Here is a 19408-nt window from a genome sequence, read left to right as displayed (position 1 = left end):
CGGCCAGCGCGTTGCCATCCCGGTTTACGGAAATCTTATGGACGGCCGGCTATGGTCGGCAAGAGGCGATTTCGGATTTGATGATGAAGATGCAGTTCGTCAAAAGCATGCTCCTCGGTCTTGCGGCCGCAACCGCGCTGGGCGCCGTCCCGGCTGCCGCCAATCCGGCGATGCTTTTCGATGTCAATTCGGGCGCCGTGATCGAGCATCAGGACGCGTTTCAGCGCTGGCATCCGGCGTCGCTGACCAAGCTGATGACCGCCTACACCACGTTCCGAGCGGTCCAGGCGGGCGAACTGGCGCTCAACTCGCCGATCCGGATCAGCAAGAAAGCGGCGGCCTTCCCGCCGGCCAAGATGGGTTACAAGCCCGGCTCGGTGCTGACCCTCGACAACGCGCTGAAGATCATCATGGTCAAGTCGGCCAACGACGTCGCGGCTGCCATCGGCGAGAATGTCGGCGGCACGACCGAGGCCTTTGCGGCGCGCATGAACGCCGAGGCGCAGCGCCTGGGCATGTCGGGCAGCCACTGGGTCAACGCCAACGGCCTGCATGATCCCGACCAGTACACGACCGCGCGCGACCTCGCGATCCTGGTGCGGGCAATCCGTCTCGAGTATCCGCAATATGCCTCCTATTTCGATATCGAAGGCATCATCGCCGGCAAGGCGAAGCTCAAGAATTTCAATCCGCTGGTCGGACGCTTTCCGGGCACCGACGGCATGAAGACCGGCTTCGTCTGCGAATCCGGCTTCAACCTGGTCGCTTCGGCCAACCGCGACGGCAGGACGCTCGCCGCGATCGTTCTGGGCGCGACCTCGCCCGACGACCGTGCCGAAGAAGCCGCCAAGCTGCTGCAGAACGGCTTCAGCCGTTCCGGAAGTTCGGTGAGTGTCACCGGACTGACGCCCTATGGCGACAACCGCGACGTGGCGACCAACATGCGCGAAGAGGTCTGCTCGAAAAAATCCAAGCATGTGGCCTCCGACGGACCCGTGCCGACGGAAGCGGGTGCAGCGCCCGAAAAGGTCTCGATCATTCCCGAAATGACGCGCCCGCGGAACTGGGTGACGGTTAGTCTGGGCGGCGCCACCGGGCCGAAGCCCAAGGCGCTCGGCGGGCGCGACCTTGTCGACTATGCCGACGTGCCGCTGCCGACCTGGCGTCCCGACATGCCGGCGCCCACAGGTGCCGCGCCGCTCGTTTCCGGCAACGTCCAGGCCCGGTCGTGAGCCAGCAGGCGGCCTTTCCTATCCCCGTATCGGTGCTGACCGGCTTTCTCGGCGCCGGCAAGACAACGCTGCTTAACCGGCTGCTGAAAGACCCGGAGCTTGCCGACACGGCCGTCATCATCAATGAGTTCGGCGATGTCGCGATCGACCACCTGCTGGTCGAAAAGGCTTCGGACGGCATCATCGAGCTGTCCGACGGTTGCCTGTGCTGCACCGTGCGCGGCGAACTGGTCGATACGCTGGCCGATCTGGTCGACCGCCTGCAGACCGGACGCATCCAGCGTCTTGCACGCGTGGTGATCGAAACCACCGGGCTTGCCGATCCGGTGCCGGTGCTGCAGTCGATCATGGGCCATCCGGCGCTGATCCATGCCTTCCGGCTCGACGGCGTCATCTCACTCGTCGACGCGGTCAACGGCTCGATGACGCTCGACGCCCATGTCGAGGCGGTCAAGCAGGTGGCGGTCGCCGATCGCATCGTGCTTACCAAGTCCGACCTTGTCGACGACGCCGACTGGCTCGACGCGCTCAAGGCGCGGCTCACCCGCATCAATCCGGGTGCCGAAATCCGCGAAGTGGAAGGTGCTGCCGTGGCTCGCCTGCTGCAATGCGGGCTTTACGATCCCACAACCAAGACCGCCGACGTGCGTCGCTGGCTCGGCGAGGCGGCGGACGGCGACCACCATCACCACGGCGGCGACGATCATCACCATCATCACGACCACGCGCATCGCCATGATGCCCGCGTCGGGTCGTTTTCGCTGGTCCATGCCGGCGCGCTGCCGTTTTCGACGGTCGAGATGTTCCTCGACCTGCTGCTGTCGACCCAGGGCGACAAGCTTTTGCGTATCAAGGGCATCGTCGAGCTGGCCGAGGATCCGTTGCGGCCGCTGGTCATCCATGGCGTGCAGAAGATGCTGCATCCGCCGGCACGCCTGCCGGCTTGGCCGGATGAGGTTCGCGGCACCCGGCTGGTGCTGATCGGCATCGACTTGCCGCAGGATTATGTCGAGCGGCTGTTTGCGGCCTTCGTCAACAAGCCGGCGATCGACACGCCCGACCGCGAGGCGATGGAAAACAACCCGCTGGCCATCGCCGGCCGGTAGGATCCGGGTCTATCGGCTGCGGCGTGCTTCCTTTGAGCTCGCCCGCCGGCATTTGCTCCCATCTTTTCAATGCCATAGTGGGCTCGCACCTCAGGATGAGGACCGTTGCGTTTGTTCATGCACCGGCGGTTGATCCAACTGCAGCGGATTCACAAAGCGCTTAGCATCTCTGGAGTAGGGCTGGCTGGGTCTACGCGGTCCTCATCCTGAGGAACGAGCCCGCAATGCTGTGGCAGAGCCAGTAATTCCCTTGGCGGGCGAGCCTCGAAGGAGGCACTGCAAGTGCCTGAAGCTCAGCCGGCCCGTTCGATCAGGAAGCGATGGCCGCCTTCGACGGCTTTCGTCTCGACAAGCCTGTGCCCGGCGTCCTGGCAGAAGGCGGGAATGTCGATGACTGCGAGCGGGTCGGTGGTTTCGAGCCAGAGCTGGCTGCCGACGGCCATGTCGGCTAGGCGCCGCTTGGCCTTCAGCACGGGCAGGGGGCAATTGAGTCCCCTGAGATCGTAGATGTCGGCGGTTTCGCTCACGCCGTTCAGCTGCCGAACATGCCGAGCAATCTCTTCTTGAGCTTGGCGGCGCCGCCCTCTTCGGCGGGGGCTGCCTGGGCTGCCTGCGCGGGTGCTTCGGTTGCCACGGGCTCGGGGGACGGCACGGTCGCCGTTACCACCGGCTGCTGGGCGGCCAGCTTGGCGGCCTTGGCTGCAGCTGCGGCAGCGACCTTTTCCTCGGCAGCTCTTTTCTTGGCGGCTTCGGCGGCGTCAAGCGCTGCCATGCGGCGGCCTTCGGCCGAGTCGATGCGGCCCATGCGGTCGGTGACGGTCACTGTGCCGTCGTGGTTCAGGGATGGCGGCTCGATCGGCACGCGCTCGCCGCGGGCCCGCTTCTTGGTCCAGTCCGAGACGATGGCCGCTTCCTTGATGCCGGCGATGGTCGGCTTGGGCGCCTCGCCGCCGCTGGCGCTGGCAAAGGCGCTGTCATACTTGGTCTTGTAGGACTGATAGGCCGTCTGCAGCGCCTGCGGCTGGGTGTAGGCAGGGCATGCGCCGGTCGGGTTGAAAGTGGCGCCGCCCTCGGGAATGCGATTGAAGATGTAGCGCTTTTCGCAGACGTCGACCTTCGGCGGCACCTTGGTGATCTCGAAGTGGTCGTAGCCTTCCTTGAGCATCGCCCAGAACTGGTAGTTCGGGTCGCTGCGATAGCGCGCCATGTTGGCGGCGGTCATCCGGAACGGATAGGACTGCACTTGGAACTCGGTCTGGCCGCCCTTGAACGCATCGCGCGCGAAGGCATAGATTTCCTCGATCTGCGCATCGGTCATCGAGAAGCAGCCGGACGACGAGCAGGCGCCGTGAACCATCAGGTTCGAGCCGGTACGGCCGTTGGCGCGGTCATAGGTATTGGGATAGCCGATGTTGAAGGCGAGGTGATAGCTGGAGTTCGGGTTCATCTGCCCCGGACGTACGGTATAGAACCCCTCCGGCGACTGGCGGTCGCCCTCGGTGAACTTCGGGCCGAGCTTGCCGGAGATCTTGCAGATGTCGTAGGCGGCGATCAGGTCGTAGCGGCCGTTGGTCTTCTGTTTCCAGACTTCCAGCTTGCCTTCTTCCTTGAACACGCGCGCCAGCACGGGCGAGCTGCGGCTCATGCCCTTGGCCTTCATTTCGGCCAGGATCTTGGGCGGCAGCTGCCGGTTGGCATGCTGCGGAACGAAGTCCGTAACGGAGGATTCCGAACAGCCTGCCACTGCGATAGCGGCGAGAAGCAATCCGGCACGTGCGATATTGGCGATCATCGTTGCTAATGTCGTCTCATTTGCGGCCACAGCGCATTCACGCCTTCGGCCGGCCCGTCCTGATACTGCTTCGACCTTAGGGTCGTTAACCTTGAAAAATCCTTACCGCAAGTTCCTGGCCCGTCCCACGCGCGCAAAATCACGGCAAGTTCATTGAACTCGGCGAGGCGGCAATTTTGTGGCGAAACGGTGATGTGGCCCATTCGGGCCACAGTTTACGCAATCAGAGGCTGCGGCCGATGGCCAGGTATTTCTCGCGGCGGTGCTCGCGGAAATCGATGTTCGAGCCGGCAAATTCGCTGAACGTCTTGGCGATCAGGTCGCCGGTGGCCGAAATCACCGCCTCGGCATTGCGGTGCGCGCCGCCAAGCGGTTCGTCGATGATCTGGTCGATGATCTTGAGGCCGAGCAGATCCTGCGCGGTGATCTTCATGTTGGTCGCCGCATCCTTGGAGCGCGTCGTGTCGCGCCACAGGATGGAAGCCGCGCCTTCCGGCGAGATCACCGAATAGATCGCGTGTTCGAGCATGAAGACGCGGTTGGCAGTGGCGATGGCGATCGCACCGCCCGAACCGCCTTCGCCGATGACGACGGCGATCGACGGCACCTTGAGGCCGAGGCAGGCCGAGGTCGAGCGCGCAATGGCTTCGGCCTGGCCGCGCTCCTCGGCGCCGACACCGGGATAGGCGCCTGCCGTGTCGACCAGCATGACGACAGGAATTTTGAAACGGTCGGCCATTTCCATCAGGCGCACGGACTTGCGGTAGCCTTCGGGGCGGACCGAGCCGAAATTGTGCTTGAGGCGGCTCTTGGTGTCGGAACCCTTCTCCTGGCCCAGAACCAGAACCGGTTCGCCGCGGAAGCGGGCAAATCCGCCGACCATGGCGGCGTCCTCGCCGAAATTGCGGTCGCCGGCGAGAGTGGTGAAATCGGTGAACAGGGCCCTGACGTAGTCGAGGCAATGCGGGCGGTCGGGATGGCGCGCGACCTGGACCTTCTGCCACGGGGTCAGCGCCTTGTAGGCGTCGCGCAGCGCATCGCGCGAGCGCTTCTCCAGCCGCTTGATCTCGTCGCCAACATCGACGGCCTCGCCGTTCTCGGCGAGTTTCTTGAGCTCGAGGATCTTGCCTTCGAGATCTTGGACCGGTTTTTCGAAATCGAGGTAATTGTACATTGGCGAGCGGACTACCACGCTGAAAAGAATAGGCACCGGGGCACGAAAAATGCGGCGCCGCGCCAGTGGAACGTGGCACTCACATAGCGATATGGACCTTAATCGGCAAGCGGGTGATGTTCGTTGACCAGTTTCAACAGCCTTTCTTCGAGCACATGCGTGTAGATTTGCGTGGTCGAGATGTCGGAATGGCCAAGCAATTGCTGCACAGCGCGCAGGTCGGCGCCATTCTGCAGCAGGTGGCTGGCGAAGGCGTGGCGCAGCACGTGCGGCGATATTTTTGCCGAGGCGATGCCGGCGCGCGCGGCCAGCGCCTTGAGATCGCGGGCAAAAACCTGGCGGGGCATGTGGCCGCTGTCCGACGCCGCCGGAAACAGGAACAGGCTTTCCACTAGTTTCGGATCGCGATTCCGTTCTTCCAGCCAACGCCGCATAGCCTCGCGTGCCTTGGCCGACAGCGGCACCATGCGGTCCTTGTCGCCCTTGCCGCGCACCACGAAGAAGCGTTCGTCGCGTAGCGCCACGGTCAGCGGAAGGCTGACAAGTTCCGACACCCGCAGGCCGGAGGCATAAAGCACTTCGACCAGCGCGTGCATCCGCGTTGCGCTCGCCATTTCGTTGCCGGTGGCAGCTTTCGCTTCCGCCGCCGCGCGGTCGAGCAATCGTCCGGTCTCGCCCTCGCTCATCGTCTTGGGCAGCGGCCGGTCCTTCTTCGGGCTGTCGAGGATGCCGGTGGGGTCGTCACCGCGCAGCCCTTCGGCATAGAGGAAGCGGAAGAACTGCCTGAGCGCCGACAGCTTGCGGGCCTGCGAGGTGGTGGCGAAGCCGCGGCCGGCGATGTCGTCGAGATAGCCGCGAATGCCGGCGGCGTCTGCGTCGGCCAGGCGGCCGCCGAGATGTTCGGAGGCGTCTTCGAGGTCGCGGCGGTAGCTGGCCAGGGTGTTGTCGGCGGCACCGCGCTCGGCGCTCATCATTTCGAGAAAAGCTTCGATGCGCGCGCCGCTTTTCATTGCTTTGGCGCGAGCTTTTCCGGCGGAATGCGGATGGTGATTTCGGCCTTCTTGGGCTCGACGAACATCACCAGCGCAAACATCGCGCCGTAGCCGATGCCCGCCAGAACGGCGAGCGTGACAAGGAACCGGAAAAGTGTCGGCATCGATGTGTTTGCCCGTCTGTCCTATCCTGTGCCCTTATGGGACGCCGTTCCCTGCAATTCAAGGGTGCTCTTGGCGCCCTGCGCTTGACGCAACGGGGCTTTTCATGTCGATACGCCGGCGAAAGGGACGCCATGACACCCGACGAGCAGACTCCATTTCCGGACGGTTCGACAACTGCCCTGCTTGAACGGCTCGGCACGCGCTCGATCGTCTTTGTCGGTCTGATGGGCGCGGGCAAGACCGCCATCGGCCGCAAGGTCTCCCAGGTGCTCGGTCTCCGCTTCATCGACAGCGACCACGAGATCGAAAGCGTGTCGCGGATGACGATCCCCGAGCTGTTCGAACGCTACGGCGAAGCCGAGTTTCGCGCGCTCGAGCAGCGCGTCATCGGCCGGGTGCTGGAAAGCGGCCCGCAGGTGCTGTCGACCGGCGGCGGCGCCTTCATGAATGCGCAGACGCGTTCGGCCATTGCCGCGCACGGCGTCTCGGTCTGGCTCAAGGCCGATCTCGACCTGCTGATGGAGCGCGTTTCCAAGAAGCAGAACCGGCCGCTGCTGCAGAACGCCGACCCACGCGCCGTGCTGGCCAAGCTGATGGACGAGCGCTACCCGGTCTATGCACTTGCCGATCTCGCAGTGGCGACGCGCGACGACCGCAAGGAAGCGATCGCCAGCGAGGTCATCGAAGCGCTTTGCAACCATCTCGGCGTGCCCGGCAGCATACACGTATCGGAAGTCTCGGAGGATCACGAATGACAGGCACCGTCACAGTCGAAGTCGGGCTTGGCGACCGCGCCTATGACATCCTGATCGGCCCGGGCCTGATTGCGCGTGGCGCGGAGCTGATCCAGAAACGCTTGCCAAAGGCGCGCACGGCCATCGTCACTGACGAAAACGTCGCCGCTGCCCATCTCGGGCCGTTGGTCGAAAGCCTCACCGCTGGCGGCAATCCGCCTGCCGTGATCAAGCTCCCAGCGGGCGAAAAGACGAAAAGCTTCGATTCTCTGGAAACCGTGGTCGACCAGATCATCGCCGCCCGCCTCGAACGCGGCGACGCGGTGATCGCGCTCGGCGGCGGCGTCATCGGCGATCTCACCGGCTTCGCGGCCGGCATCGTCCGCCGCGGCATGAATTTCGTCCAGATGCCGACCTCGCTTCTGGCACAGGTCGATTCGTCGGTCGGCGGCAAGACCGGCATCAACAGCCTGCGCGGCAAGAACCTGATCGGCGTCTTCCATCAGCCGAAGCTGGTGCTGGCCGATACCGCCGCCCTCGACACGCTGCCGCTGCGCGAATTCCGCGCCGGTTATGCCGAAGTCGCCAAATACGGCCTGATCGACAGGCCGGACTTCTTCGCCTGGTTGGAAAGCAACTGGCAGGAGGTCTTCTCCGGCGGCCCGGCTCGCATCGAGGCCATCGCCCAATCCTGCCGCGCCAAGGCCGATGTCGTCGCCCGCGACGAGTTCGAGACCGGCGACCGTGCGCTGCTCAATCTGGGCCACACATTCGGCCACGCGCTCGAAGCCGCGACCGCTTATGACGGCGCGCGGCTCGTCCATGGCGAGGGCGTCGCCATCGGCATGGCGCTGGCGCATCGCTTCTCGGCTCGCCTCAACCTCGCGAGCCCGGACGATGCGGCGCGCGTCGAGGCGCATCTTCGCGACGTCGGCCTGCCGTGGCGCATGGCCGACATCCCGGGCAGCCTGCCCGACGCCGATGCGCTGTTCAACTTCATCACCCAGGACAAGAAGGTGTCGCGCGGCGCGTTGACCTTCATCCTGACGCGCGGCATCGGCCAGTCCTTCATCGCCAAGGACGTGCCAGCCTCCGAAGTGATCTCCTTCCTCAAGGAGAATCACCCGGGATGAGCGAAGCAGGCTGGATCGCCGCGGCAGTTCTTGGGGGGCTGATGCTTGCCATCATGGTATTCCGCGACCGCTTGCTCGCGTCCCTCGGTTACGAGCTGATCGCACTGTCGCCCCAGCGTTCCGCCCATGACGAGCTGCGCGGCGCCGTCGACGAATTCCACCGCGACGGCCAGGTGGTGAAGCAGGACCGCGACCAGGTCGGTGGCCTGCTCGACCTGCACGAGCTCGAAGTCTCCGACGTCATGGTCCACCGCACCGCCATGCGGTCGGTCAATGCGGACATCGCATCCGAGGCGCTGGTCCGCGAGATCCTGCAGAGCCCATATACGCGGATGCCGCTGTGGCGCGGCTCGCTCGACAACATCGTCGGCGTCGTTCACGCCAAGGATCTGCTGCGTGCCCTGAACGACGTCGAGGGCGATTACAGCAGGGTCGACGTGCCGAAAGTCGCATCCAAACCCTGGTTCGTGCCTGACACGACGACACTTCAGGAGCAACTCAACGCCTTTTTGCGCCGAAAGGCGCATTTCGCCATCGTCGTCGACGAATATGGCGAGGTCGAAGGGCTGGTGACGCTCGAAGACATCATCGAGGAGATCGTCGGCGAGATCGCCGACGAGCATGACATCGACGTCCAGGGCGTCAAGCAGGAGGCCGACGGCTCCGTGGTGGTCGACGGCACGGTGCCGATTCGCGACCTCAACCGTGCGCTCGACTGGCACCTGCCCGACGACGAGGCGACGACGATCGCCGGGCTTGTCATTCACGAGACCCAGTCGATCCCCGAGGAAAAGCAGGCATTTACCTTCCACGGCAAGCGCTTCATCGTCATGAAGCGCGACAAGAACCGGCTGGCGCGGATCAGGATCAGGCCGGCAGTGGTGGAGCCGCAACCGGCGACGCAAACGCCTCGTTGACCATAGTCATTGACCATAGTCATTTCTGCACTATCTTGTAGGTGTGCAGGAGGTACGTTGATGGTTGTCCGCGTGTCAAAATCTCAGTTCAAGGCAAAGGCGCTGGAGTTGTTTCGTGAAATCGAAGCGACCGGCGAGCCACTGATCGTCACTGATCACGGTGAGCCGAAGCTTGAAATCCGACGACTTGATCGAAAACACCGCAATCCGCTCGATCTTCTGAAGGGGTCGGTGCAGCGCTATGACAATCCTTTTGAACCAGTTGGCGTGGCGGACTGGGACGCCCTGAAATGATCGTCCTGGACACTCACGCCCTCGTCTGGTGGGCTGGCAGCGATGCATCCAGGCTGTCTGCCGCGGCGCGGCAAGCCATTGAAAGCGCATTGAACGACCATGAAGGCGTAGTGGCCTCGGCGATTTCCGCATGGGAGATCGCCATGCTGGTTTCAAAAGGCAAACTCGAACTGTCCATGGATGTGTCGCACTGGCTGGATGTCGTCAGTGAAATTGAAGGTTTTCGCTTCATCCCTGTCGACAACAGGGTAGCGGTGAATAGCGTCATGTTGCCCGGTGAATTCCACGCGGATCCGGCGGATCGGATGATCGTGGCGCTGGCGCGTGAACTTGCTGCCCCGCTGGTTACCGCGGATAGCAAGATAACGCGCTACCCGCATGTCGTAACCGTCTGGTAGTCCTACCAGCGCGTCTGTTCGCCCGGTGCCGCCGGCTCGATCGCCAGCGCATGCAGGCCGGCCTTGAGTTCGGCGGAGAGCGCCTCGTTGACCGCGCGGTGGCGGTCGATACGGTTCATGCCGGCGAAGCCGGGTGCGACGATGCGGATGCGGAAGTGCGTCTCGCCGGAGCCGTCGAACACCGCTTCATGGCCGCCGTCGACATGGTGATGGCCGGCGTGCAGGTGGCTTTCGTTGAGGACGACGAGCCGTTCCGGCGAAAATGCCTTGTTCAGCTTGTCTTCGATGGTCGCCTGTATGGACATCGGTTTCGCCTTTCACCACATGTGTCGCTGCGGCATTCGCGCCATCGGGCGCAATTGAGCCGCAAATCAGGCGTTAGGGCCAACATCCTCGAAATGTCAATTCTTGTTTCGCCGCGCCAAGAGGCGGTAAATACCATTAGATGAAGCCGTATCCGAAATATTTCGACAAGATCCGCGTCCGGCCCGATCCGGAAGCGGAGGTGAAGTCGCGCGCCCCGGCCTGCCAGTGGGACGGCTGCAAGCAGCCCGGCACGCACAAGGCGCCAGTCGGCCGCATGAAGGAAGGCGAGTATTTCCAGTTCTGCTTCGACCACGTGCGCGAGTACAACAAGGGCTTCAATTATTTCTCCGGCCTCGCCGACGGTGAGATCGCGCGCTTCCAGAAGGAGGCGATGACGGGCCACAGGCCGACCTGGACCATGGGTTCCAACAGTGCGGCGCGTTCGGCGCCCGACTTCGCCCAGCAGCGCTCGGGCCGCGCCGGCTACCACAACCGCATGCGCGATCCGCACAACATGTTCGGCACTGCCGGCGCGCCGCGACAGCGCAAGGCCAAGCCCCTCGAGGCCAAGGCGCTGGAGACGCTTGGGCTGGATTCGAAAGCCACCGGCGCCGACATCAAGGCGCGCTACAAGGAACTGGTGAAACGCCACCATCCCGACGCCAATGGCGGCGATCGGGGTTCGGAGGACCGCTTCAGGGATGTGCTCCAGGCATATCGCGTGCTCAAGCAAGCGGGATTGTGTTGAGCCAGCCGCGGCCGCGGCCTTTTTCCAACTTTCATCTGGTCGGAAAAGGCTTTAAGACCGCCCCCGAAGAAATTTTCGATTGCCGGCGTAGCTGAGGCTTCGCGCGTGGAGACGCTATGAACAAGGTCGATCGCGACATCACCAACCTGCCGGACACGACAGTGTCAGTGAAAGACACCTTCGGCTTCGATTCGAAGATGGTCGTGCCGGCCTATTCGGCGTCGTCGGAGCATGTGCCGGACATCGATCCGGACTATCTGTTCGACAAGGCGACGACGATGGCGATCCTCGCCGGCTTTGCCTACAACCGCCGCGTCATGGTGTCGGGCTATCACGGCACCGGCAAGTCGACCCACATCGAGCAGGTCGCAGCCCGCCTCAACTGGCCGATGGTCCGCGTCAATCTCGACAGCCATGTCAGCCGCATCGATCTCGTCGGCAAGGACGCCATCGTCGTCAAGGAAGGCATGCAGGTCACCGAGTTCAAGGACGGCATCCTGCCCTGGGCCTACCAGCACAATGTCGCGCTGTGCTTCGACGAGTACGATGCCGGCCGTCCGGACGTGATGTTCGTCATCCAGCGCGTGCTCGAATCGTCGGGCCGCCTGACCCTGCTCGACCAGAGCCGCGTCATCCGTCCGCACCCCGCGTTCCGCCTGTTCGCCACCGCCAACACCGTCGGTCTCGGCGACACGACCGGCCTCTATCACGGCACGCAGCAGATCAACCAGGCACAGATGGACCGCTGGTCGATCGTGACGACGCTGAACTACCTGCCGCACGACAACGAAGTGAACATCGTCATTGCCAAGGCCAAGCATTACCGCGACGCCAAGGGCAAGGAGATCGTCAACAAGATGGTCCGCGTTGCCGACATGACGCGTTCGGCCTTCATCAACGGCGACCTGTCGACCGTGATGAGCCCGCGTACCGTCATCACCTGGGCTGAGAACGCCGAGATCTTCGGCGATGTCGGCATGGCGTTCCGGCTGACCTTCCTCAACAAGTGCGACGAACTCGAACGCTCCGTCGTTGCCGAGTTCTACCAGCGCGCCTTCGGCGAGGACCTGCCCGAATCAGCCGCCAACGTCGTGCTGGGATAAGAACAGGCTCAGATGGCGGGGCCGGGCGACAACACGCGCAACAAATCGAAGACGGGCTCGGAAGCTGACAGCTTCAAGCGTGCCGTGACCGTCTCCATGCGCGCCATTTCGGGCGACAACGAGCTCGAAGTGGCATTCGCCAAGGAGCGGCCGGCACTTGCCGGCAATCGCGCCCGCCTGCCGGAACTGCCCAAGAAGGCTTCGGCCAGCGACATTGCCGTCACCCGCGGACTCGGCGATTCCATGGCGCTCAAGCGCGCCTGTCACGACACCCGCATCCACGCCCGCCTTGCGCCCGAGGGCAAGCAGGCCCGCGCCGTCTTCGACGCCGTCGAACAGGCCCGCGTCGAGGCGATCGGCAGCCGTGCCATGGCCGGCGTCGCCCAGAACATCACCTCGATGCTCGAGGACAAATACGCCAAGGCCAATCTGGCCGAGGTCACCGAACAGTCCGAAGCGCCGCTCGAGGAAGCCTTGGCGCTGATGGTGCGCGAGAAATTGACCGGCCAGCCCGTTCCCAAGAGCGGCGAGCGCATGGTCGAGCTCTGGCGCTCATGGGTCGAGGACAAGGCCGGCGGGGATTTCGAGGGGCTGCTCGGCAGCCTTGAAGACCAGCAGGCCTTCGCCCGTATGGTCCGCCACATGCTCGCTTCGCTGGAAATGGCCGAGGAATACGGCGACGACCAGGAAACCGAGGACAACGAGGACCAGGACGACGATCAGCCGCAAGGCGAGGAGCAGAGCGAGGACGGCGGCGAGGACGATTCCGGCGCCGACCAATCGCAGTCCGATGAGGCCGAATCCTCTGCCGAAGAGGAGCCGTCAGGCGAGATGGAGGCGTCCGACGCCACATCCGACGACATGTCCGACGACGACGATGTCGATTCGGAGACGCCGGGCGAGGCGCGCCGCCAGGACAATCCCTTCGCCAACTTGCCGAGGGAGATCGACTACAAGGTCTTCACCAACGCCTTCGACGAGACGGTGGGTGCCGAAGAACTGTGCGACGAGGACGAACTCGATCGTCTGCGCGCCTTCCTCGACAAGCAGCTCGCCAACCTGTCGGGCGTGGTCGGCCGTCTGGCCAACCGCCTGCAGCGCCGCCTGATGGCGCAGCAGAACCGTTCCTGGGACTTCGACCTGGAAGAGGGCTACCTCGATCCGGCCCGCCTCGTGCGCGTCGTCATCGACCCGATGCAGCCGCTGTCGTTCAAGCAGGAGCGCGACACCAAGTTCCGCGACACCGTCGTCACGCTGGTGCTCGACAATTCCGGCTCGATGCGCGGCCGTCCGATCACGGTTGCCGCCACCTGCGCCGACATCCTGGCGCGCACGCTGGAACGCTGCGGCGTCTCGGTGGAGATCCTCGGCTTCACCACGCGTGCGTGGAAGGGTGGGCAGGCGCGCGAGAAATGGCTGAAGGACGGCAAGCCGCCAAATCCCGGCCGCCTCAACGACCTGCGCCACATCATCTACAAGAGCGCCGACGCGCCCTGGCGGCGTTCGCGGCGCAATCTCGGCCTGATGATGCGCGAAGGCCTGCTCAAGGAAAACATCGACGGCGAGGCGCTGCTGTGGGCGCACCAGCGCCTGATCGCGCGGCCCGAGCAGCGCAAGATCCTGATGATGATCTCGGACGGCGCCCCGGTCGACGACTCGACGCTGTCGGTCAACCCCGGCAACTATCTCGAGCGCCACCTGCGCGCGGTCATCGACCTGATCGAGACGCGCTCGCCGGTCGAGCTTCTGGCCATCGGCATCGGCCACGACGTCACGCGCTACTATCGTCGTGCCGTCACCATCGTCGACGCCGAAGAACTGGCAGGCGCGATGACCGAGCAGCTTGCATCGCTGTTTGGCGAGGAGAGCGCCCGCGAGAACCGCCGCGGCGGCTTCCGGCGCGCCGGATGATCCTGTCCGCGGCCCGCCTGCGGCACATTGCTTGCGCTGCTGTGGCGGCGCTTGCCCTTTGCACGTCGCTCACCGCCTCATCGCGGGCCGAGCAACCCGCCATCGAACGCATCGAGATTTCCGCGCGCCCGATCGCCCGGTTCCAGATCGGCCTCGACGAGAAGATGTTCGGCCCGCTGGAGTTCGTCGGCGGCCTCGAACTGACCTCGTCTTCGCGCAATCTCGGCGCGCTGTCGGCGTTCCGCTTCCTCAAGCCGGGAAGCGACTTCATCGGCGTCGCCGACACCGGTTTCTGGTTCTTCGGCCGGATTTCCCGCGACGCCGCGTTGCGGCCTGCGGGCGTCGAGAATTTCAGCATGGTCCAGATGGTCGACGCCTCGGGCAATGCCATCGAAAAGAAGTGGATGGCCGATGCCGAAGGGCTCGCCGTCAGGGACGGCATCGCCACCGTCGGCTTCGAGCGTACCCACCGTATCGCCCAGTTCCGCATCGACCCCGCCAACATGAAGCCGGCGTTGCGCGAACTCGACTTCCTGGTACCGCGCAACGAACTGCGCCAGAACCGCGGCTTCGAGACCGTGGCCTATTCCGCCGAGAAGGGCGGGCTGGTGGTGGTGTCGGAAAAGAGCCTCGATCCGGCCGGCAACATCTTTGCCGCCATCATCGAGGGACCACAGAAGGGCATCTTCACCGTCAAGCGCGACGGCGAGTTCGACATCACCGATGGTGCCTTCCTGCCCGGCGGCGACCTGTTGCTGCTGGAGCGCAGCTTCTCGATGGCCTCAGGGGTCAAGATGCGGCTCAGGCGCATCGCTTCCGCCAGCATTGCCAAGGGCCAGGTTGCCGACGGCCAGGTGCTGCTGGAAGCCAACATGGGCTACCAGATCGACAATATGGAAGGACTCGACGTCTGGCAGCGCAGCGACGGCGCGCTGATGGTGTCGCTGATCTCCGACGACAACCACTCGATCCTGCAGCGCAATCTCTACCTGGAATTCATCCTGCACGGCGATTGACCGGCGATTTTTCGCTATGGTCGATGCTTGCGATGCAGGAGCCGGCCATGTCGTCCGATGCCACCAGCCTCATTGACCGCTACTGCGCGGTCTGGAACGAACCCGACCCGGTGCGGCGCAAGGCGTCGCTCGAAGCTGTCTGGGCCGAGGGGGCGACATACACCGACCCGCGTGCCGACGCTGTCGGCGCAGACGAACTGCTGGCCCATATCGCAAACATTAGGGCTGGCCGCCCCGGCGCGGTGATCGTCCGTACGAGCGCGGTCGACCTTCACCACTGCATCGCACGTTTCGGATGGCGTGTCGTCGAGGCTGACGGCACACCGCTGCCCGAAGGGATCGATGTCGCCTTCCTGACGCCAGACGGTGAGCGTATCGAGCGTATCGTCGGCTTTTTCGGGCCGATGATGCCGATCTGATGTCGGTCGCTGGAGAAAGAGGGAGCCGCGTCTGCCCAGGCCCGCGCTCCCGCTGAACCCCACGCGAAATGCAAAAAAAAGCGAGGGGTCCCCCAACCCCTCGCTGCCCATAATTCTTGGCCTCCGGAGCATCCTCTCCGTGAGGCGACCGGCGGATCAGGCCGCCAGGTGCGCGGTGCCTGCCTGGGCGTAGTTGTGGCCGAAGCGGTTGGCCAGGAAAGCGTCGAGTGCGATGTCTTCCTGGCGGATGAAGCCTTGCTGCGGCAGCGCGCCGGAAGCGAGCATGTCGAGCACCGAGCAGATGCCTGACGCAGTGGTAATCTGGATGGCGCTGCGCGTCACCTTGCCCATCTGGCGGCTGTAGATCTTGTTGGCATAGCTCTCCTGCAGCAGGCGACCGCCCTTGCGGCCGCTGACGGTGACGAAGATCACCACCACGTCCTGCATTGTGGCCGGAAGCGAGTTCTCCAGGATGTCCTTGAGTACGTCGCGGCGGTGGCGCAGGCCGAGGTCGTTGAGCAGCGCCTTCATGATCGCGGCGTGGCCGGGATAGCGGATGGTGCGGTAGTTCAGCGTGCGCACCTTGCCCTTGTAGGTCTCGCACAGCGTGCCGAGACCGCCCGAGGTGTTGAACGCCTCATAGGTGATGCCGTCGAGCGAGAACTCCTCGCGCTCCTCGAGCGGCGGCACTTCGACGAGCGAGCCTTCAACGATCGCCTCGCAGGGCTCGCAATATTCGTTGATGACGCCGTCGGTGCTCCAGGTCAGGTTGTAGTTGAGCGCATTGGAGGGGTACTGCGGCAGGGCGCCGACGCGCATGCGCACGCTTTCCAGCGTGTCGAAGCGCTTGGCAAGGTCGTTGGCGACGATCGAGATGAAGCCTGGCGCCAGGCCGCATTGCGGGATGAAGGCGCTCTTGGCGGTGACGGCCAGTTCCCTGACGATGCGGGTCGAGGCGACGTCCTCGGTCAGGTCGAGATAGTGCACGCCGGCCTTGGCGGCGGCCTCGGCGATGCGCGTGGTGAGGTGGAAGGGGGCCGCCGAAAGCACGGCGAACTTGCCGGCCAGAACGGCGTCGAGCGCGCCGGCTTCCGAGATCTCGACCTTCAGCGTCTCGACGGGGTTGCCGGTTTCGAGCGAATCGAGGGCCGCCTGCGAGCGGTCGACCACGGTTACCTGGTAATCGCCCGTTTCAGCCAACATGTCGGCGATGGTCGAGCCGATCTTGCCTGCGCCTACGACAACGATCTGTTTCATGGTCATGTCCCCTGCAAATGGATTTCGCGCGGATTCTATGCCTGCCTGCTGTCGAAAGGCAGTATCGATATTGCCGAAAAGCCGATATGATTTGAGCTATTCGCCGAAGAGATTTGTTGAAATGACGAACGATGCCGATCGCGCCTTGATTGCCCTGCTGCGCGAAAATGCCCGCGCCTCGACCGCCGAACTGGCACGCAAGCTCGGGGTGTCGCGGACGACGGTGCAAAGCCGCATCGAGCGGCTGGAACAGCGCGGGGTGATATCGGGCTACAGCGTCAAGCTGTCGGCGGACTACGAGAAGAATCTCGTCCGCGCCCACATCCTGGTCACGGCCCTGCCCAAGGTGTCGGCTGCAGTGGAGTCGGTGCTGCGCCGCATTCCCGAGGTGCGCACGCTGCACTCGGTCAGCGGCAACTTCGACATGATCGTGGTGGTGGAGGCCCCGTCGGTGCAGGACCTCGATACGCTGATCGACCGTATCGGTGCGCTCGACGGCGTCGAACGCACCCTGTCGTCGATCATCCTGTCGACGCGAATCGACAGATAGGGCTGTCTAGTGGGCGGCCAGCGCAGGTTGGCTCCAGCGCGTGGCGATCAGCCGGTAGGGGATCAGCGCGAAGACGGCGATCAACAGCTTCACGATCAGGTCGCCAAGCGCCCAGGAAACCCAGCGAGGGGCTTCGGTGGCCATGATGCCGAACAGCGGTGCCGGTTCGATCGCGAAGGCGTCCTCGGGGCCGAGGAAGGCGAAGGCTGCGGCGAAGGCGACGCCGAAGAAGATCGCCGTGTCGAACACCGAGCCGACCAGCGTGCCGAAGATCGGTGCGCGCCACCAGCTCTGCCGGCGCAGCCAGTTGAACACGGTGACGTCGAGCAGCTGAGCGGTCAGGAAGGCGGTGCCGGAGGCCACCGCGATGCGGGCCAGGCGATCGGCGGCAGTGTCGAACGGAATGAGTCCGTAGCGGAACAGGACCGGCGGAATGACGATCGAGCAGATCACCGCGATCATGAAACCGACGAAGACGATCCGCCGCGCCAGCTTCGGCCCGTAGCGGCGATTGGCGAGGTCGGTGACCAGGAACGAGAAGGGATAGGTGAAGGCGCCCCAGGTCAGGATGTCGGCAAGCGCGAGCGATCCGACCTGTCCCTGCATCGGGAACTGGACGAGAATATTGGAAGCGACGACGACAAGCGCCATGGCCGCCACGAAAGGCAGATATTTTGAACCGGAGTTCATTTTTTTATCCTGGGTAATGGAACCAGCGGTACGGGCGTCGCCCGGGCGGATTTGGTCGGAGCCTCTATCGTCCTTGCGGCGCGCAGAGGCTCCAGGCGGTCGTCCCCCGCCTTGATTCGTCGATTAGGCTGCAGCCTGCTCGGCGGTCTTCTTGGCGATCTGCTTCTTGAGCAGGCGCGCGCGCTGCGACAGCTCTTCGGCGTCAGCCTTGATCAGGAAGGCGTCGAGGCCACCGCGATGCTCGACCGAACGCAGGGCGTTGGCCGAAATGCGCAGGCGCACGTTCTGGTTCAGCGTCTCGGAGATGAGCGTGACGTTGACCAGGTTCGGCAGGAAGCGACGACGGGTCTTGTTGTTGGCGTGGCTCACATTGTTGCCGGTCATGACGGCTTTGCCGGTGAGTTCGCAAGCGCGGGACATGTTACTTACCTTCAGTTCTGGCGGACCAAGCGACGATAACGCACCGATTAAGGATGGCGCGCGGTCTCAGTCAGGCGGCCTCATGGAAAAAGTTGGCGTTCCATAGGTGTATTTGGCTGACGCGTCAAGCGTCCCGGTGGTTTCGGGGCGTTGTCCCCAACTCCACAGAATGGCCGGAATTGGTTCTATAACCGATTGCAAGGGACACGAACAGCCGGAAGTCAGCTTCCGCTGACGATGAGGTGTTCCCTACAATGCCGCGCCTTTCGCCTATCCTGCTTGCTTTCGCTCTCGCCATGCTGCCCTCGCAATCGCCGGCGGCGGCCAAATCCTTCAGCGGCGACTATTCGCTGTCCTTCCTCGGCATTCCGGTTGCCAAGGCCACCTTCGACAGCCGCTACGATGGCGATTCCTACGAAGTGACGGGCAAGGTCTCCAGCGCCGGACTTGCTGCATTCTTCGACGACACCCGCGGCACGATCTCGTCGCGCGGCAGCTTTGGCGAAGGCCGCACCCGCCCGCGCGCCTTCCGTGCCGACTATGTCTCGGGCAAGGTCAACTCGCTCGTCGATGTCCGCTTCTCCGGCGATCAAGTCAGCCGCAGCGAGGTCGTGCCGCCGCCCAGGAAACGCGGCAAGACCTGGATTCCGCTCGGAGCGGGCGACCTTCGCGCCGTTGCCGATCCGATTGCCGCAACGATCATCCGTGCCCCCGGCCTCGACAAGGTCTGCGGCCGGACGGTCAAGATGTACGATGGCGAGTTGCGTGCCGACCTCAGGCTGACCGAGGTTTCGCGCAAGAAGATGTCGGTCAAGGGTTTCTCCGGCGACACGGTCACCTGCCGCATGGGTTTCCAGCCGGTCTCGGGCTACCGCACCGACAAGAAGGCGCTGACCTTCCTGCGTGACCGCAGCCGCATCATGGTGACGTTTGCGCCGCTCGGCGAAACCGGGGTATATGCGCCCATCTACGCCACCGTCAGCACGGAGATCGGCACGATCACGGTGAAGGCACGGCGGTTCGAAGCGACCGATTAGACCGGGAGGGGTAA

23 protein-coding genes are annotated in these 19408 nt (G+C 64.0%); 14 read left to right on the top strand and 9 right to left on the bottom strand.

Features of this window, described 5'->3' with window-relative positions; all coding sequences use genetic code 11:
- The first annotated feature begins 80 nt into the window (after positions 1-80).
- Positions 81-1232: a D-alanyl-D-alanine carboxypeptidase family protein gene (locus GGQ99_RS10400; protein ID WP_183262492.1), complete on the top strand. Its 1152-nt coding sequence runs from the start codon at positions 81-83 to the stop codon at positions 1230-1232.
- Positions 1229-2338 (top strand): GTP-binding protein, encoded by a 1110-nt coding sequence (locus GGQ99_RS10395; protein ID WP_183262491.1) that lies wholly within the window; start codon positions 1229-1231, stop codon positions 2336-2338. Before GGQ99_RS10400 ends, GGQ99_RS10395 begins: the two co-directional genes overlap by 4 nt.
- Positions 2339-2631: 293 nt before the next feature.
- On the opposite strand, the gene GGQ99_RS10390 is transcribed toward GGQ99_RS10395, so the two are convergent.
- The 5 genes from GGQ99_RS10390 to GGQ99_RS10370 form a co-directional block, all read right to left on the bottom strand.
- Complete coding sequence (locus tag GGQ99_RS10390) at positions 2632-2865, bottom strand: sulfurtransferase TusA family protein (protein WP_108606798.1); 234 nt, start codon at positions 2863-2865, stop codon at positions 2632-2634.
- Between the two features lie 5 nt (positions 2866-2870).
- Entirely contained in the window at positions 2871-4130 is a 1260-nt protein-coding gene (locus tag GGQ99_RS10385) for a L,D-transpeptidase family protein (protein WP_183262490.1), read from the bottom strand.
- A 223-nt stretch (positions 4131-4353) separates the two neighbouring features.
- Positions 4354-5304 carry an acetyl-CoA carboxylase carboxyltransferase subunit alpha gene (locus tag GGQ99_RS10380; protein WP_108606800.1) on the bottom strand — a complete coding sequence of 317 codons (951 nt, stop codon included), beginning with the start codon at positions 5302-5304 and terminating at the stop codon, positions 4354-4356.
- Positions 5305-5402: 98 nt separating this feature from the next.
- Entirely contained in the window at positions 5403-6314 is a 912-nt protein-coding gene (locus GGQ99_RS10375) for a site-specific tyrosine recombinase XerD (protein WP_183262489.1), read from the bottom strand.
- Positions 6311-6460 carry a hypothetical protein gene (locus GGQ99_RS10370; protein ID WP_055973301.1) on the bottom strand — a complete coding sequence of 50 codons (150 nt, stop codon included), beginning with the start codon at positions 6458-6460 and terminating at the stop codon, positions 6311-6313. The genes GGQ99_RS10375 and GGQ99_RS10370 overlap by 4 nt, the downstream gene beginning before the upstream one ends.
- A 132-nt stretch (positions 6461-6592) precedes the next feature.
- Between GGQ99_RS10370 and GGQ99_RS10365 the strand changes: the two genes are divergently transcribed.
- The 5 genes from GGQ99_RS10365 to GGQ99_RS10345 are packed head-to-tail and all read left to right on the top strand — an operon-like array spanning position 6593 to position 9937.
- On the top strand, positions 6593-7216 hold the full coding sequence (locus tag GGQ99_RS10365; protein WP_183262488.1) for a shikimate kinase: 624 nt from the start codon (positions 6593-6595) through the stop codon (positions 7214-7216).
- Positions 7213-8328 (top strand): 3-dehydroquinate synthase, encoded by a 1116-nt coding sequence (aroB, locus tag GGQ99_RS10360; protein ID WP_183262487.1) that lies wholly within the window; start codon positions 7213-7215, stop codon positions 8326-8328. The genes GGQ99_RS10365 and aroB overlap by 4 nt, the downstream gene beginning before the upstream one ends.
- Positions 8325-9245: an HlyC/CorC family transporter gene (locus tag GGQ99_RS10355; protein WP_183262486.1), complete on the top strand. Its 921-nt coding sequence runs from the start codon at positions 8325-8327 to the stop codon at positions 9243-9245. The genes aroB and GGQ99_RS10355 overlap by 4 nt, the downstream gene beginning before the upstream one ends.
- Positions 9246-9305: 60 nt before the next feature.
- On the top strand, positions 9306-9539 hold the full coding sequence (locus tag GGQ99_RS10350) for a type II toxin-antitoxin system Phd/YefM family antitoxin (protein ID WP_108606805.1): 234 nt from the start codon (positions 9306-9308) through the stop codon (positions 9537-9539).
- Entirely contained in the window at positions 9536-9937 is a 402-nt protein-coding gene (locus GGQ99_RS10345; RefSeq protein ID WP_183262485.1) for a type II toxin-antitoxin system VapC family toxin, read from the top strand. Before GGQ99_RS10350 ends, GGQ99_RS10345 begins: the two co-directional genes overlap by 4 nt.
- Before the next feature lie 2 nt (positions 9938-9939).
- Here GGQ99_RS10345 and GGQ99_RS10340 read toward each other — a convergent pair whose 3' ends face one another.
- A complete protein-coding gene (locus GGQ99_RS10340) occupies positions 9940-10242 on the bottom strand; it encodes a BolA family protein (protein WP_108606807.1) in 303 nt (100 codons plus the stop codon).
- A 140-nt stretch (positions 10243-10382) separates the two neighbouring features.
- Between GGQ99_RS10340 and GGQ99_RS10335 the strand changes: the two genes are divergently transcribed.
- From GGQ99_RS10335 to GGQ99_RS10315, 5 genes are all read left to right on the top strand, one after another.
- Complete coding sequence (locus GGQ99_RS10335) at positions 10383-10991, top strand: J domain-containing protein (protein WP_108606808.1); 609 nt, start codon at positions 10383-10385, stop codon at positions 10989-10991.
- Positions 10992-11107: 116 nt separating this feature from the next.
- Positions 11108-12094 (top strand): cobaltochelatase subunit CobS, encoded by a 987-nt coding sequence (gene cobS / locus GGQ99_RS10330; protein WP_067957584.1) that lies wholly within the window; start codon positions 11108-11110, stop codon positions 12092-12094.
- Positions 12095-12106: 12 nt separating this feature from the next.
- A complete protein-coding gene (gene cobT / locus GGQ99_RS10325; RefSeq protein ID WP_108606809.1) occupies positions 12107-14005 on the top strand; it encodes a cobaltochelatase subunit CobT in 1899 nt (632 codons plus the stop codon).
- Positions 14002-15021, top strand: coding sequence for an esterase-like activity of phytase family protein (locus tag GGQ99_RS10320; RefSeq protein WP_183262484.1), 1020 nt, complete (start codon positions 14002-14004; stop codon positions 15019-15021). The genes cobT and GGQ99_RS10320 overlap by 4 nt, the downstream gene beginning before the upstream one ends.
- Before the next feature lie 47 nt (positions 15022-15068).
- On the top strand, positions 15069-15440 hold the full coding sequence (locus GGQ99_RS10315) for a nuclear transport factor 2 family protein (protein ID WP_159091604.1): 372 nt from the start codon (positions 15069-15071) through the stop codon (positions 15438-15440).
- Between the two features lie 156 nt (positions 15441-15596).
- Here GGQ99_RS10315 and GGQ99_RS10310 read toward each other — a convergent pair whose 3' ends face one another.
- The gene (locus GGQ99_RS10310; RefSeq protein ID WP_183262483.1) at positions 15597-16703 is read right to left on the bottom strand and encodes a saccharopine dehydrogenase family protein; all 1107 of its coding nucleotides are present in this window, start codon (positions 16701-16703) and stop codon (positions 15597-15599) included.
- 115 nt (positions 16704-16818) lie between these two features.
- Here GGQ99_RS10310 and GGQ99_RS10305 point away from each other — a divergent pair, with 115 nt between their 5' ends.
- Complete coding sequence (locus tag GGQ99_RS10305) at positions 16819-17247, top strand: Lrp/AsnC family transcriptional regulator (protein ID WP_183262482.1); 429 nt, start codon at positions 16819-16821, stop codon at positions 17245-17247.
- Positions 17248-17253: 6 nt separating this feature from the next.
- Here GGQ99_RS10305 and GGQ99_RS10300 read toward each other — a convergent pair whose 3' ends face one another.
- Together GGQ99_RS10300 and rpmB are read right to left on the bottom strand one after the other, a co-directional pair.
- Positions 17254-17937, bottom strand: a complete 684-nt coding sequence (locus tag GGQ99_RS10300; protein WP_183262481.1) for a queuosine precursor transporter — start codon at positions 17935-17937, stop codon at positions 17254-17256.
- A gap of 123 nt (positions 17938-18060) precedes the next feature.
- Positions 18061-18357, bottom strand: a complete 297-nt coding sequence (rpmB, locus tag GGQ99_RS10295; protein ID WP_108606815.1) for a 50S ribosomal protein L28 — start codon at positions 18355-18357, stop codon at positions 18061-18063.
- 254 nt (positions 18358-18611) lie between these two features.
- Between rpmB and GGQ99_RS10290 the strand changes: the two genes are divergently transcribed.
- On the top strand, positions 18612-19394 hold the full coding sequence (locus tag GGQ99_RS10290; RefSeq protein WP_108606816.1) for a DUF3108 domain-containing protein: 783 nt from the start codon (positions 18612-18614) through the stop codon (positions 19392-19394).
- Positions 19395-19408: the final 14 nt, after the last annotated feature.

Source organism: Aminobacter niigataensis, from assembly GCF_014200015.1.
GTDB classification, from domain to species: Bacteria; Pseudomonadota; Alphaproteobacteria; order Rhizobiales; family Rhizobiaceae; genus Aminobacter; species Aminobacter niigataensis.
This window is presented reverse-complemented; position numbering and strand designations above follow the sequence as displayed.

Bases quoted from the DNA above. Each gene is read 5' to 3' on its own strand.
- GGQ99_RS10400 (WP_183262492.1), top strand. From the start codon at position 81: ATGATGAAGATGCAGTTCGTCAAAAGCATGCTCCTCGGTCTTGCGGCC.
- GGQ99_RS10385 (WP_183262490.1), bottom strand. From the start codon at position 4,130: ATGATCGCCAATATCGCACGTGCCGGATTGCTTCTCGCCGCTATCGCA.
- GGQ99_RS10380 (WP_108606800.1), bottom strand. From the start codon at position 5,304: ATGTACAATTACCTCGATTTCGAAAAACCGGTCCAAGATCTCGAAGGC.
- GGQ99_RS10375 (WP_183262489.1), bottom strand. From the start codon at position 6,314: ATGAAAAGCGGCGCGCGCATCGAAGCTTTTCTCGAAATGATGAGCGCC.
- GGQ99_RS10370 (WP_055973301.1), bottom strand. From the start codon at position 6,460: ATGCCGACACTTTTCCGGTTCCTTGTCACGCTCGCCGTTCTGGCGGGC.
- GGQ99_RS10365 (WP_183262488.1), top strand. From the start codon at position 6,593: ATGACACCCGACGAGCAGACTCCATTTCCGGACGGTTCGACAACTGCC.
- aroB (WP_183262487.1), top strand. From the start codon at position 7,213: ATGACAGGCACCGTCACAGTCGAAGTCGGGCTTGGCGACCGCGCCTAT.
- GGQ99_RS10355 (WP_183262486.1), top strand. From the start codon at position 8,325: ATGAGCGAAGCAGGCTGGATCGCCGCGGCAGTTCTTGGGGGGCTGATG.
- GGQ99_RS10350 (WP_108606805.1), top strand. From the start codon at position 9,306: ATGGTTGTCCGCGTGTCAAAATCTCAGTTCAAGGCAAAGGCGCTGGAG.
- GGQ99_RS10345 (WP_183262485.1), top strand. From the start codon at position 9,536: ATGATCGTCCTGGACACTCACGCCCTCGTCTGGTGGGCTGGCAGCGAT.
- GGQ99_RS10340 (WP_108606807.1), bottom strand. From the start codon at position 10,242: ATGTCCATACAGGCGACCATCGAAGACAAGCTGAACAAGGCATTTTCG.
- GGQ99_RS10335 (WP_108606808.1), top strand. From the start codon at position 10,383: ATGAAGCCGTATCCGAAATATTTCGACAAGATCCGCGTCCGGCCCGAT.
- cobS (WP_067957584.1), top strand. From the start codon at position 11,108: ATGAACAAGGTCGATCGCGACATCACCAACCTGCCGGACACGACAGTG.
- cobT (WP_108606809.1), top strand. From the start codon at position 12,107: ATGGCGGGGCCGGGCGACAACACGCGCAACAAATCGAAGACGGGCTCG.
- GGQ99_RS10320 (WP_183262484.1), top strand. From the start codon at position 14,002: ATGATCCTGTCCGCGGCCCGCCTGCGGCACATTGCTTGCGCTGCTGTG.
- GGQ99_RS10315 (WP_159091604.1), top strand. From the start codon at position 15,069: ATGTCGTCCGATGCCACCAGCCTCATTGACCGCTACTGCGCGGTCTGG.
- GGQ99_RS10310 (WP_183262483.1), bottom strand. From the start codon at position 16,703: ATGACCATGAAACAGATCGTTGTCGTAGGCGCAGGCAAGATCGGCTCG.
- GGQ99_RS10305 (WP_183262482.1), top strand. From the start codon at position 16,819: ATGACGAACGATGCCGATCGCGCCTTGATTGCCCTGCTGCGCGAAAAT.
- GGQ99_RS10300 (WP_183262481.1), bottom strand. From the start codon at position 17,937: ATGAACTCCGGTTCAAAATATCTGCCTTTCGTGGCGGCCATGGCGCTT.
- rpmB (WP_108606815.1), bottom strand. From the start codon at position 18,357: ATGTCCCGCGCTTGCGAACTCACCGGCAAAGCCGTCATGACCGGCAAC.
- GGQ99_RS10290 (WP_108606816.1), top strand. From the start codon at position 18,612: ATGCCGCGCCTTTCGCCTATCCTGCTTGCTTTCGCTCTCGCCATGCTG.